We start from the raw sequence: 13,218 nt of genomic DNA on the forward strand, positions 1-13,218 counted from the left end.
AAGCCCGCCATTTGGCGGGCTTTTGTACAGGTTTCTTTAAGAAAGCGCTGAAGCCGTCGCCGGTCGTAATGAGTACGTCTTCAGGTGCTCTGCAAATTCTTTCAAGGATTGAATGCCGCTTGTTTCCGCCTCGACAATCCATTCCTTCATAGCCGCTAGCATGTCATGTCCGTTCGCGCTGGTCTTGACCCAGATATGCTGTAATGCCAAACGTTTCTCATAGATCAGCTTGAGCGACTGACTTTGCTCCAGCAATGATTGAATTGTAGCGTGTTGGCGCTCTTCAAGCAGACTGGTTTCACGGGACAGTAAGCGCTTTGCTCTGCGGATTAACGGACGCTTGGCAGGATCTGCCGAGAGCCATTCCTGCTTAACTAAAGGCGCGATGACCTGCTTGCGATATTGCGCCATGATCTGAAAGCGATTGTTAAGAATGGCCATGGCGGTGTCCATGTCCAACAATCCCTTTCCTTCTACGCGATGAGCGATAGGCGCTACGCGGTTGACCTTTGCCAACTTGAGCCAGGAGAACAGCTTGATCCAGGCCCAACCCATGTCGAACTCCCACTTCTTGACCGACAATTTGGCTGAGTTTGGATAAGTGTGGTGATTGTTGTGTAGCTCTTCACCGCCAATGATGATGCCCCAAGGAACCAGATTGGTAGCAGCATCGCGGCACTCGAAATTACGATAGCCCACAGCGTGACCAAGACCATTCACCACACCGGCTGCCCAGAATGGAATCCAGGCCATCTGGATCGCCCAGACGCTTAGTCCAAGCGTACCAAACAGGGCGATATCGATTAAGAACATAACCAGAATACCGCCATTGGGATAGCGGCTATACACGTTACGCTCGATCCAGTCGTCCGGGCAGTTCTTGCCATAGATACGTAAGGTTTCTTCGTTCTTGGCTTCAGCCTTATAGAGCTCGGCACCCTTGCGTACAACCGTGCTCAGCCCTTTATGGACCGGGCTATGAGGATCATCTTCGGTTTCGCACTTAGCGTGGTGCTTACGATGAATGGCTGTCCATTCACGAGTATTCATGGCCGTGGTCAACCACAGCCAGAGACGGAAAAAGTGCTTAAGCGCCGGATGAAGATCCAGCGAGCGATGAGCAGAATAACGGTGCAGGTACACCGTGACGCTTACGATGGTGATGTGCGTGAGCACCAGCGTAACCGCGATCAGTTGCCACACTGAAAGATTGAGCAAGCCGTTGTACCACATAGTGCTGGCGTTACCTCAGAAGGGGTAAGAATGAATACGCTCAGTGAACAGGCGTTCGCCCATTATTGCTGAGTATTTACAGATGTCCACTTATGCTTTTGCTACGAATAATGTCACCGCTCGGCTTCTTAAAACTATAAGGCATAAGAAAATCGCTAAACATTATTTTCAGAAATAAGCTCTTTCTATCACTATGCATTCACGCCGTTAACATGACATGACGATCAGGAAGACTCCATGAGCGCAACGCCCTTTCGCAGTCTGGATAGCCATAGCGATACCGTCCTCAATGATATTCAGAGCGCCCTGCAGGGTCTGCGCTTTGGCTCGGTTGAAATTACCGTCCATAACGGGCAGGTCGTACAAATCGAACGCAAAGAAAAATTTCGTCCACAGTTACCTTCTAACAATAAGACTTGAACGTCTATGCGACGTTCGTGCCATGCCACCGTCTATCCTAGTAGCCAACTCTAAATAAAAAGTCACAAGGAGCCGTTTCATGTTTATCCGCCGTTTCGCTTTGGCCGCGTTGGCCGGCGTATTGATTGCAGGGCCGGCCGCCGCCGCAACGGAGCTGTTGAACGTGTCTTATGACCCGACACGCGAGCTTTATCAGGAGTACAACGCAGCGTTCGCCAAGCACTGGAAAAGCGAAACGGGTGAGGAGGTAACCGTCAAGAATTCGCATGGCGGATCAGGCAAGCAAGGCCGCTCGGTTATCGATGGATTACGCGCTGACGTAGTCACGCTGGCCCTTGCCGGCGATATTGACCAGATCAGCAGTCGTAGCAAGCTGTTGCCAGATAATTGGCAGACGCGCCTTCCGGATAACAGCACGCCGTATACCTCGACTATTGTTTTCCTGGTGCGCAAGGGTAACCCCAAGGGTATTCATGACTGGGCCGACCTGACCAAAGAAGGTGTAGAAGTCATTACACCCAATCCGAAGACGTCTGGCGGGGCTCGGTGGAATTTTTTGGCCGCCTGGGCCTGGGCCAAGAAGGAATACGGCAGCGACGAGAAAGCACAAGCCTATGTACACGACCTTTATAAGCGTGTCCCCGTGCTGGATACCGGAGCGCGTGGCTCGACCATCACGTTCGTAAATAACCAACTGGGTGACGTACTTATTGCCTGGGAGAACGAAGCGTTCCTGGCCAAGAAAGAGCAAGGCGGTGATCAACTCGAGATTATCGTGCCGTCGCTGTCCATTCTGGCTGAGCCACCGGTAGCAGTAGTGGATAAGGTGGCGGATCGCAAAGGCACACGCAAGGTTGCCGAGGCTTATCTGCAATACCTCTATAGCGAAGAGGGTCAGCGCATTGCAGCCAGGAATTTCTACCGCCCCCGTAACGAGAAAGTGGCAGCCGAATTTGCCCAGCAATTTCCGAAGCTTGAGCTTGTCACGATCGATAGCGCCTTTGATGGCTGGAAATCGGCGCAACCCAAGTTCTTTAATGACGGTGGAATCTTCGACCAGATCTATCAAGGCCATTAATGCCTGAAGCGTTATAAAGAATGGCCCTGGTTAACCGGGGCCTTTTGCCAGGTCTGCAGGCCTGACTAAGGAAACACTATGTCGCGTCGTACTTCCCCGGTCATACCCGGCTTCGGATTGACCCTGGGCTACACCATTGTCTATCTCAGCCTTCTTGTGCTGATTCCGTTGGGGGCCATGTTTGTCCATGCCGCTCAGCTTACCTGGGACCAGTTCTGGGGCATCATTACCGCACCACGCGTCTTGGCCGCCTTGCGCCTGAGCTTTGGAACTGCGTTTGCGTCAGCTGTCATCAATAGTGTTATTGGCGTACTGCTGGCATGGGTGCTGGTCCGCTACACGTTTCCCGGACGCAAGATCATCGATGCCATGATCGATCTGCCTTTTGCATTGCCCACTGCCGTGGCCGGTATTGCCTTGACGGCGCTATATGCCCCGGCCGGATTGATTGGCAGTCTGCTGCAACCACTGGGAATCAAAATTGCGTTTACTCCGCTTGGCATCACACTGGCGCTGGTATTTGTCACCTTGCCGTTCGTAGTCCGTACCGTACAGCCCGTGCTGGCGGACATTCCCAAAGAGATAGAAGAAGCAGCCGCCTGCCTGGGGGCTAAGCCATTACAGGTGTTTCGCTACGTATTGCTACCGGCAATCCTTCCGGCATGGCTGACCGGCTTTGCCCTGGCGTTTGCTCGCGGTGTGGGCGAGTACGGCTCGGTCATCTTTATTGCTGGCAACATGCCGATGAAAACGGAAATCCTGCCACTGCTGATCATGGTCAAGCTTGATCAATACGACTACACCGGCGCTACGGCCATTGGCGTAATGATGCTGGTGGTGTCGTTCATCCTGCTGCTGGGGATCAACCTCTTGCAGCGCCGTATCGAGCATCCTTGAGGGAACACCATGAGCACATCGAATCTCCCCTCCCTCAGTGCTGCCCGGCGCGGCAGCCCCTGGGGACGTCGCATCCTGATCACAGCTACCTGGATCGTGTTTACACTGTTCCTGTTGCTGCCCCTGTATATCGTCCTGTCGGAGGCCCTTAAGGAAGGGTTTGGCACGTTCTTTAGCGCCATTATCGAACCGGATGCCTTGTCAGCGCTGAAACTGACGCTCATCGCGACCGGTATATCGTTGCCACTAAACGTAGTGTTTGGCGTGGCGGCGGCCTGGTGTGTGAGCAAGTACGAGTTTCGTGGCAAGAGCATCCTCGTCACGCTCATTGATCTGCCCTTCTCCGTTTCGCCGGTCATTGCTGGCCTGGTGTATGTACTGCTCTTTGGCGCGCAGGGATTGCTGGGCCCGTGGCTACAGGATCACGACATTCAGATCGTGTTTGCCGTCCCTGGCATTGTGCTGGCCACCCTGTTTGTCACCTTTCCCTTTGTGGCACGCGAACTGATCCCGTTGATGCAGGAACAAGGCACGCAGGAAGAAGAAGCGGCACGACTCCTGGGCGCCAGTGGCTGGCAAATGTTCTGGCATGTCACCCTGCCCAATATTAAATGGGGCCTTATCTATGGCGTAGTGCTTTGCAATGCACGCGCTATGGGTGAGTTTGGTGCGGTATCGGTGGTATCCGGCCACATCCGCGGCGTGACCAACACCCTGCCGCTGCATGTCGAGATCCTTTATAACGAATACAACCATGTGGCCGCGTTCAGCGTGGCCTCGCTGCTGCTGGCCCTGGCCCTGCTGACCCTGCTGTTCAAGCAGTGGAGCGAAAGCCGCCTAACCAGCCAGAACAGCACTCGGGAGACGCATTGATGAGCATTGAAATCCGTAACATCAGCAAACGCTTTGGTGCCTTCCAGGCGTTGAACACTATCAACCTTGATATCCAGAGCGGTGAACTGGTTGCTCTACTCGGGCCCTCCGGCTGCGGCAAGACCACTCTGCTCCGGATTATCGCCGGGCTGGAAACACCCGATAACGGCAACATCGTTTTTCATGGTGAAGACGTCTCTGACCGTGATGTTCGCGACCGGAATGTAGGTTTTGTGTTCCAGCACTACGCTCTGTTCCGCCACATGACCGTGTTCGACAACGTGGCGTTTGGTCTACGCATGAAGTCCAAACGCGAACGGCCCAGCGAGAAAGTGATTGCCGAAAAAGTCCACGAACTCCTTAATATGGTGCAATTAGACTGGCTCGCCGACCGCTATCCTGAACAGCTCTCCGGCGGCCAACGTCAGCGGATTGCCCTGGCGCGTGCGCTGGCAGTAGAGCCGAAGATTCTGTTGCTCGACGAGCCCTTCGGCGCGCTGGATGCCAAGGTACGTAAAGAACTGCGCCGCTGGCTGGCTCGTCTGCATGAAGAAATCAACCTGACATCTGTCTTCGTCACCCACGATCAGGAAGAAGCCATGGAAGTGGCGGATCGTATCGTGGTCATGAACAAGGGCGTGATTCAGCAGATCGGCTCGCCGGGTGAGGTGTATGAGCAACCGGCCAGTGATTTCGTCTATCACTTCCTGGGCGACTCGAACCGCCTGCAGGTAAACGGCTCGGAAATCATGTTTCGTCCCCATGAGGTTTCCATTAGCCGGGAAGCCTTAACGGGGCACCAGCCAGCTGAAGTGCGTGATGTGCGTCCGTTGGGCGCAACAACGCGTGTAACCCTGCGCGTTACCGGACAGGATGAGCTGATCGAAGCGGAGGTGATCAAGGATCACGACAGCCTCATCGGCCTTCACAAAGGGGATGCGCTTTACTTCCGACCCACGATCGGCTGACCAGTCAGACACAGCAGCCAGCCGTTTGCGGTCTGGCTGCTTTTATAGCTTGTTATAAATAGATCGCACCGCGCGTATTCACATACAGCGAATAGAGCGAATGGCTGCTCGCCATGAAGAGGCGATTACCGTTCAAGCCTCCGAAACACAGATTCGGGCAGCGCTCCGGCAAACGGATATGACCAATCGCCTTGCCGGCCGGGTTGAAGACCATCACGCCGTCCAGCTCCTCTGGCTTGGCCTCCGGCACACCCGGGCTCCCCCAGCCACACCAGAGATTGCCGTCTTCGTCGCACTTGATACCATCCAGCGCCCCGTAATTTACACCTTCGATATGCTTGCGCCGTTCACCTAGCGTACCGTCATCGTTGACCACATAGGCCCAGACCAGACGATTCGGCTTGGCACGCCCCTCGACCACATATAGGGTCTTTTCATCTGGCGAGAAGCACAGGCCATTAGGCCCTGCCAGATTATCGATCACCCGGGTAACCGCTCCCGTCTTACCATCGATACGGTAAACCCCATGAGGCAGCTCGGTCTGGACCTTATGTCCTTCATAGTTACTGTCAGCCTGGAACGGTGGATCGGTAAACCAGATGGAGTCATCACGCTTCACCGCAATGTCGTTCGGCGAGTTGAAGCGCTTGCCTTCGAACTGATCCGCCAGGACGGTAATGCGACCGTCGTATTCCATCCGCGTGATGCGGCGGCCTTCATGAGTAGTGGTTGACCCTTCGCAGATCAACAGGCGGCCCTGACGATCCCGGCACAAGCCGTTGGAGTAATTAGAAGAATCACGGAAAACACTCAGGTCACCGGTGATCTCGTCCCACCGCATGATGCGGTTATTGGGAATATCACTAACCAGCAGATACCGGCCATCACCAAACCAGACCGGCCCTTCGAGCCAGCGCATGCCGGTGCCGAGCTTTTCAATGCTGGCGTTGAAAATACGGTATTTGAGAAAGCTTTCATCCAGTATCTGAACCAGCGGATCCGGGTAGCGCGAACTGAGCGGCTCAGGGTCTGCTGCCTCTGCAAGACCGAAGCGGCCCAGGGTTACAGAGGCAGCCGAAAGGACGAGTGATGTCTTGAGGAAGCGTCTACGGGTATCGTCAGCCGTAGCGCCATGTTGCTGTTGATCAGCCATGGGGGCATTATTCCTTGTTCTTATTATGGATAGCCTGCCGAAGCATGGCGACAGGCCTGTCATCCTCTCGACAGCAATGCTCGCGCTGCATACAGCCCAGGAGCATTCGAAGAGGAAAGACAAACTCTAGACAAGTCATCATATGACCTGCAAGGGAAAGGCTGTAGAACATCTCACAAAGCCGTCCAAAGGCTCTATATCGACGCCTTAAATCATCAGACAACTATTTTACAACCAATAAAAAACCGCCGCGAAAGCGGCGGTTCTTGTCATACAACGGATCAGGCCAGTTCGTCGAAGCACTCGCCGATAATGCTGATACCGCGCTGCAGGTCTTCATCGCTGACAGTCAGCGGAACCAGGATACGCAGCACGTTCCCGTAGGTGCCGCAGCTGAGCATGATCAGGTTCTTTTCACGGGCACGAACCACGATCTGGCTGGCCAATGCACCATTAGGCTTGTGGACGTCACCGTCTTCACCCAACTCGACCGCAATCATCGCCCCTAGGCCACGCACATCCACAATCGCCTTGTGCTTGGCAGCAATAGCGTTGAGACCTGCCGTCAGCTGCTCGCCCACAGCCTTGGAGCGATCCAGTAGTTTTTCTTCCTCGAACGCATCGATGACAGCCAATGCCGCCGCACACGCCAGCGGGTTACCGGCATAAGTACCACCCAGGCCGCCAGCGCCCACGGAATCCATCACAGTCGCGCGACCCGTAACACCTGACAGCGGGAAGCCGCCCGCGATAGATTTTGCAAAAGTGACCAGATCAGCATCAACGCCCATCTGCTCCATCGCGAAGAAAGTACCGGTACGGCCAGCACCGGATTGAACCTCATCGGCAATCAGCAGGATGCCATGATCGTCGCACAGCTTACGCAGGCGAACCATGAACTCCTTTGGCGCCGCATAGAAACCGCCCTCGCCCTGCACCGGCTCAAGGATGATGGCCGCAATATCACCCGGCTGTGCGTCGTTCTTGAACACACGCTCCACGCTGGCGATGGCGTCGTCCACGGTGATGCCATGCAACTCACAGGGATACAGGGCACGGAACACACCGCCCGGCATCAGGCCCATGCCAGCCGAGTACGGAGCGACCTTGCCGGTAAGCGACAGGGTCATCATGGTACGGCCGTGGTAGGCGCTGGTAAACGCGATGACACCGGCGCGCTGAGTGGCTGCACGGGCGATCTTCACCGCATTTTCAACAGCTTCGGAGCCTGAGTTGAACAGCGCGGTCTTTTTTGGGAAATTGCCCGGCACCAGCTGGTTGAGCTTTTCGCAAAGGGCGACATAGGGCTCATACGCCAGTACCTGGAAGCAGGTATGGGACACCTTTTTGAGCTGCTCCTGCACGGCCGCTACAACCTTGGGATGCAGGTGACCGGTGTTCAGTACGGCGATACCACCGGCAAAATCCAGGTATTCGTTACCTTCGACGTCCCATACCTTGGCGTTCTCGGCGCGGTCGACAAAGATCGGGTGGGTCTGCCCAACGCCACGGGGTACGGCGGCGTTACGGCGGTGCATCAGGGAAGCGTTTGTATCAGTCATGGTGTCCTCTTGAGCTGCTCATCGTCAGCCAGATAGGGATTAAAAGCGAGCACCAGTCGCAGGGCAGCATACGATGATCGACTGCCAACAACGCCAGCGACTCGCCAGGGGTATTGCGTTACCACACCGCTCGCCCAAGGCGATGACACCCTGAGAGAGGGAACCACAAGGCGGCTACCGGAAAGTTGGTCTGGCCTTGGGCCAACCTACGTCCGGTAGCCATCAACGTCTGTTAGCCAGACGCCGTGGCGATCAAACACCCAGGCAGAGGTATTTGATTTCCAGATAGTCTTCCATACCGTACTTGGAGCCTTCGCGACCCAGGCCGGACGACTTCACGCCACCGAACGGTGCCACTTCGGTAGAGATCAGGCCAGTGTTGATACCCACCATGCCGGACTCCAGCGCCTCAGCCACACGGAATACACGGGACAGGTCGCGGGCATAGAAGTAAGCCGCCAGACCAAACTCCGTATCGTTCGCACGGGCAATGGCTTCTTCTTCCGTCTTGAAGCGGAACAACGGTGCCAGCGGTCCGAAGGTTTCTTCCTTCGAGACTTTTGCATCTGCCGGTACGTTGATCATGATGGTCGGCTCGAAGTAGCTACCGCCCAACTGGTGAGCCTTGCCGCCTGTGATCACTTGAGCACCGTGGGACACCGCGTCCTCGATGTGCTCCTTGACCTTGGCAGCCGCCTTGTCATCGATGAGCGGGCCAATCGCCACGCCCTCTTCCAGGCCGTTGCCTACTTTGAGCTTCTCGACCGCTGCCTTGAATTTCTCGGCAAACGCGTCGTACACGCCATCCTGCACATAGATGCGGTTAACGCAGACGCAGGTCTGACCGGCGTTGCGGTACTTGGAGACCAGAGCGCCTTGAACAGCTGCATCCAGGTCTGCATCGTCAAACACGATGAACGGCGCATTGCCACCCAGCTCGAGCGATACCTTCTTGATGCCTGGGGAGCACTGCTCCATTAACTTGGCCCCAATCTCGGTGGAGCCGGTGAAGGACAGCTTGCGCACAGTCGGGTTGCTGGTCAGCTCAGCGCCGATTTCGGACGCGCTGCCTGTGACCACGCTCAATACCCCTTTCGGAATACCGGCACGCTCGGCCAGCTCGGCCATCGCTAGTGCGGTGAACGGCGTCTGGCTGGCAGGCTTGATGACCATGGTGCAACCGGCTGCCAAGGCAGGACCGGCTTTACGGGTGATCATGGCTGCCGGGAAGTTCCAGGGCGTAATCGCCGCAGTCACGCCAATCGGCTGCTTGATAACAATAATGCGCTTGTCCGCCTGATGGCCCGGAATGGTATCGCCATAAACGCGCTTGGCTTCTTCAGCGAACCACTCGATAAAGGACGCGGCATAAGCGATCTCACCCTTAGCTTCGGCCAGTGGCTTACCCTGCTCTAGCGTCATCAGGCGACCTAGATCGTCCTGGTTCTCGATCATCAGCTCAAACCAACGACGCAACTTTTGCGAACGCTCCTTGGCGGTCAGACCACGCCAGGCCGGCAACGCGCGCTCGGCTGCATCAATGGCGCGCTTGGTTTCAGCGCGGCCCATCTTTGGTACTGTTCCCAGGGTTTCACCCGTAGCCGGGTTGCCTACGTTAATCGTTTGGCCGCCGTCGGCATCCATCCAGGCTCCATCAATATAAGCCTGCTGCCGGAACAGTGAAGCATCTTTCAATTGCATGAAGGTCTCCTCGAAGAGATTTCAGGTCGACGGAGCCACTTTATTAAGCCCCGCTGACAATATTCTGAATGGGAAAGGCAACAGCGCTTTCCGTTCAACTCTTTTATCGCGAATCGATAACCATCCCTCACCCTTGAGTGAAAGGGTTATAGAGAGGCATTGATTGGCGGTATACAGCGGAACACAGCCCATCGCCGGACGGGCCGATGGATGACGCGGCGAACGCCTGCCAAATCAAACGGCAAGCGTTCAAAATCTCAAACGCATGCTAGGCCTCTGCCAAGCCAAGCGCAATATGTGTTCGATAAAAACAACGCATGCTGCTTTATAGAAGAAATAAACCACCCGAGAAGCTACCAAGCCAACCCGCTGATTTTGCTTGGAAACACGAACGCGCAACAGGGCATGGACGTTCCGCCCTGACATGAGTATCATGTCGCCCTCGTAACGCATCCGTAGCTCAGCTGGATAGAGTACTGCCCTCCGAAGGCAGGGGTCGTGGGTTCGAATCCCGCCGGATGCGCCAGATACCGTTTCCACATGCGCTGCATGTAGCGAAACACCAAAAGCCCGCCTTGTGCGGGCTTTTTCGTTTCTTATCCCCTTTCAGCCTTGAGCAGCGCTTCGTACTGCGGGCTGATTTCGGTCAGGATGACCAGGGCGGCAGCGCCGAGGGCGACGGTATCGGAGCCCGCAGCGCCTAGTTGGATGCGAGGGTATTCACGGTCCGGGCGGCGGCTGACCGAGACGGTTAGCGGCGCAAGTCGGTTTACCAGTTGTTTGAGGATCGGCTCAGGCAGAAAGCCGCTGATGAGGATGGTTTGCGGGTCCAAGAGGGATTCGAGGATGTTGATGGCTTGGCGCAGGGCGGGTACGGCCTCATCAAGCCAGGCGTCGACGTCTTGTTTGAAGGCGGCAGTGTTGCAGTCCCAAGTGGCGATATCCTGATCGGCGGTTTGTCCCAGGTGCTCAAGCAACGAGGCGATGGACACATACCGCTCCAGACAGCCCGTGTTACCGCAGTAACAGGTCTTGCCGTCTGGAATAACGGACATATGGCCGATCTCCCCGGCGTTATGCCAGTGACCAGGGTACAGGCGGTTCTCCAGATACAGCCCTGCCCCCAGGCCGCTGCCAATAAACAGATGCACGAAGTTTTGCAGATCGCTGGCGACGCCGTGCAGCCGCTCGCCCATGGTGGCAGCGGTGGCATCGTTCTCAATAAGCACGGGCAGTTCCAGGGCCTCTTCGAGGCGCGAAGGAATAGTGGGGTCATCCCAGCCGGATAGGGCCGTTGGGCCAACAGCAGTCATCCCTTCTACATCGAACGGCCCTGGCAGAGCTATACCCACACCAATGAAGCGCGAGGTAGCAAACTGCGCCCGAAAGCGAGCAACGGTTTCAGTGAGCAGGGGCAGTGCTTCGTCAAAGGCGGGGTAATCGACCGGCAGGCTGGCCTGCGCCTGACACTCTCCGAGCAAATTGAGCAAAACAGCAATGATGCGATGCTGCTCTATATGAAAGCCGATGGCATAGCCGCCTTCGGGGTTGATAGACAAGGGAACAGGCGGCTGCCCCCGCCCAACTTTCTCCGGCGCGTGTGTAAGCAGCACGCCCTCCTCCTGCAGCTCCGTTACGATGTTCGAGACGGTTTGGGCCGTGAGTGAGGTCAGTCTTGTCAGGTCGGCACGGGTCAGCCGCCCGCCAAGGCGGATAGCCTCCAAGATGACCCGGCGATTATGCAAGCGGGCGTGTTCAGCGTTGGTGCCGGTGGTCACGATACGTTTGGTAGATGCCTTTCTCATGGTTCCATCATCATGACCGCGCATTAATTAAATCAAGTTGAATTAATATAATGTCTATGGTTTTCTAGAGACGGTTCGCTGCTTAGTCTCTCCTCCACACGGCAAGGCGACCTCTTTATTACAACAATGCCGAATCGACAGAGCTGATCGATGGTAAGAAGATTTTTTATCTACCTATCCTTTATCTTTCGAGCGAAGAGATCGTCATATGTCATCTTCAACCGTCTATGGGTAGTTCTCGATCAGCTTTACGATCATCCAGCTGAGCGACCTGGCCACGCTGATCCCGCCTCTGACAACCGTCATGATCCTGGTGCAATCTGCTTCTCAGATCATTGCACTGTTCGTGCTGCGCACGAACCAACCACACGTGTAAAGGCCTTATGCGATGTGGCTTTACCCGGTGCCGGCCGTTATTGGGCGGGTGGGCAACAGGGCTTACCTACTGTGGGCACGTATACATCGGCTTTCATAGTAATAGAGCCATGACACTAGCACCTGAACCAGAGAGCCTTACCATGCCTGATCAGGGTGTACTGCTGGCCATCGATGTTGGTGGTACCAAAACCCATATTGCCTGCTATGACCCTACCAGCGAATGCTTGGTGACTCGGGTCCTGACTACCCATGCCGAGGGCTTGCAGGGTGAACCAGCCCTGATGCGCCTGCTTGCGGCTGCACGGGAGTGCTCGCTGCAGCTCGATGCGACAGCCATTAGTAGCGTGGCGGGTGTATTTCCAGGTGTTATACGTGGCCATACCTTATTGATGGCGCCCAATACGCCCGGCTTTGAAGGACTCGACCTACACGGCTTGATCGTTCAAGGGCTGGGCACGTCTGCAGTGATGCTGGACAACGACGTGAAGGCCGGCGCGCTGGCTGAAGCACGCTGGGGTAGCCTTCAGGGCGCCGACCATGCCCTTTACTTGAACCTGGGAACAGGGCTCTCTGCCGCAGCGATTGCCAACGGCAAGTTGATTCGGGGCCATAACGGCGCGGCAATGGAAATTGGCTACCTGTTGTCGCCGTTCCTGGACCCTGCACGCGTGTCGGAATGGTATAGCTACGAGCAAGGTGGCGCTCCGCTGGAAGAGCTGTTTTCCGGAGCAGCGCTCAATCAGTTAGCTATTGAGCTGCTCGGTCCGAACCATAAGGCGCTTGATCTGTTCTCAAGCGATAACCCACACGTTCAACAAGCGCTGCATGTTCGCATTGCGGCCTGTACCGCTCAGGTAGCCAATCTGGCGATAGCTCTGGATGTCGGCCGCATCGCCATTGGTGGCGGGCTTTACCGGCAGGCAGCAACGCTCGCCCCGCTCATCCAGCAAATGATCTGTCGCACCGTTCCCTTTGCGCCTGAGATCGTCACGGCACACTTCACTCATGACGCACCGCTCTGGGGCGCGTTGAGTATGGCTATGGATGCCGCCGGGCTTACCTTTATTCCTGAGCACACTCTCAGTCAAACCAAGCTTCTTTCCACCCCTGACGCCAAAGCGTCCGAAGGCTGACGCCCCTAAGGTAACTG

The 13,218-nt window shown here is 55.9% G+C and carries 11 protein-coding genes and 1 tRNA gene; 7 read left to right on the top strand and 5 right to left on the bottom strand.

What is annotated here, in order from left to right:
• Positions 1 to 36 precede the first annotated feature (36 nt).
• The gene (gene desA, locus IEX86_RS12720) at positions 37 to 1,233 is read right to left on the bottom strand and encodes a delta-9 fatty acid desaturase DesA (RefSeq protein WP_188866501.1); all 1,197 of its coding nucleotides are present in this window, start codon (positions 1,231 to 1,233) and stop codon (positions 37 to 39) included.
• A gap of 237 nt (positions 1,234 to 1,470) precedes the next feature.
• Here desA and oscA point away from each other — a divergent pair, with 237 nt between their 5' ends.
• From oscA to IEX86_RS12745, 5 genes are all read left to right on the top strand, one after another.
• Complete coding sequence (oscA, locus tag IEX86_RS12725; protein WP_188866502.1) at positions 1,471 to 1,653, top strand: sulfur starvation response protein OscA; 183 nt, start codon at positions 1,471 to 1,473, stop codon at positions 1,651 to 1,653.
• Between the two features lie 79 nt (positions 1,654 to 1,732).
• Positions 1,733 to 2,731 (top strand): sulfate ABC transporter substrate-binding protein, encoded by a 999-nt coding sequence (locus IEX86_RS12730; RefSeq protein WP_188866503.1) that lies wholly within the window; start codon positions 1,733 to 1,735, stop codon positions 2,729 to 2,731.
• A gap of 78 nt (positions 2,732 to 2,809) precedes the next feature.
• On the top strand, positions 2,810 to 3,628 hold the full coding sequence (gene cysT / locus IEX86_RS12735) for a sulfate ABC transporter permease subunit CysT (protein ID WP_188866504.1): 819 nt from the start codon (positions 2,810 to 2,812) through the stop codon (positions 3,626 to 3,628).
• Between the two features lie 9 nt (positions 3,629 to 3,637).
• Positions 3,638 to 4,501 carry a sulfate ABC transporter permease subunit CysW gene (gene cysW, locus IEX86_RS12740; RefSeq protein ID WP_188866505.1) on the top strand — a complete coding sequence of 288 codons (864 nt, stop codon included), beginning with the start codon at positions 3,638 to 3,640 and terminating at the stop codon, positions 4,499 to 4,501.
• On the top strand, positions 4,501 to 5,469 hold the full coding sequence (locus IEX86_RS12745; RefSeq protein WP_188866506.1) for a sulfate/molybdate ABC transporter ATP-binding protein: 969 nt from the start codon (positions 4,501 to 4,503) through the stop codon (positions 5,467 to 5,469). The genes cysW and IEX86_RS12745 overlap by 1 nt, the downstream gene beginning before the upstream one ends.
• Before the next feature lie 52 nt (positions 5,470 to 5,521).
• Here the strand turns inward: IEX86_RS12745 and IEX86_RS12750 are convergent, their stop codons facing one another.
• The 3 genes from IEX86_RS12750 to gabD form a co-directional block, all read right to left on the bottom strand.
• A complete protein-coding gene (locus IEX86_RS12750) occupies positions 5,522 to 6,622 on the bottom strand; it encodes an SMP-30/gluconolactonase/LRE family protein (RefSeq protein WP_188866507.1) in 1,101 nt (366 codons plus the stop codon).
• Between the two features lie 281 nt (positions 6,623 to 6,903).
• Complete coding sequence (gabT, locus tag IEX86_RS12755) at positions 6,904 to 8,184, bottom strand: 4-aminobutyrate--2-oxoglutarate transaminase (protein ID WP_188866508.1); 1,281 nt, start codon at positions 8,182 to 8,184, stop codon at positions 6,904 to 6,906.
• Positions 8,185 to 8,436: 252 nt separating this feature from the next.
• A complete protein-coding gene (gene gabD, locus IEX86_RS12760; RefSeq protein WP_188866509.1) occupies positions 8,437 to 9,885 on the bottom strand; it encodes an NADP-dependent succinate-semialdehyde dehydrogenase in 1,449 nt (482 codons plus the stop codon).
• 449 nt (positions 9,886 to 10,334) lie between these two features.
• On the opposite strand from gabD, the gene IEX86_RS12765 reads away from it, so the two are divergent.
• A tRNA-Arg gene (locus IEX86_RS12765) sits at positions 10,335 to 10,411 on the top strand.
• A 70-nt stretch (positions 10,412 to 10,481) separates the two neighbouring features.
• On the opposite strand, the gene IEX86_RS12770 is transcribed toward IEX86_RS12765, so the two are convergent.
• Positions 10,482 to 11,690: an ROK family transcriptional regulator gene (locus IEX86_RS12770; protein ID WP_229685327.1), complete on the bottom strand. Its 1,209-nt coding sequence runs from the start codon at positions 11,688 to 11,690 to the stop codon at positions 10,482 to 10,484.
• A gap of 485 nt (positions 11,691 to 12,175) precedes the next feature.
• Between IEX86_RS12770 and IEX86_RS12775 the strand changes: the two genes are divergently transcribed.
• The gene (locus IEX86_RS12775; RefSeq protein WP_229685328.1) at positions 12,176 to 13,201 is read left to right on the top strand and encodes an ROK family protein; all 1,026 of its coding nucleotides are present in this window, start codon (positions 12,176 to 12,178) and stop codon (positions 13,199 to 13,201) included.
• Positions 13,202 to 13,218 lie beyond the last annotated feature (17 nt).

This window comes from Pseudomonas asuensis, from assembly GCF_014646755.1.
In the GTDB taxonomy this organism is placed as follows: Bacteria; Pseudomonadota; Gammaproteobacteria; order Pseudomonadales; family Pseudomonadaceae; genus Chryseomonas; species Chryseomonas asuensis.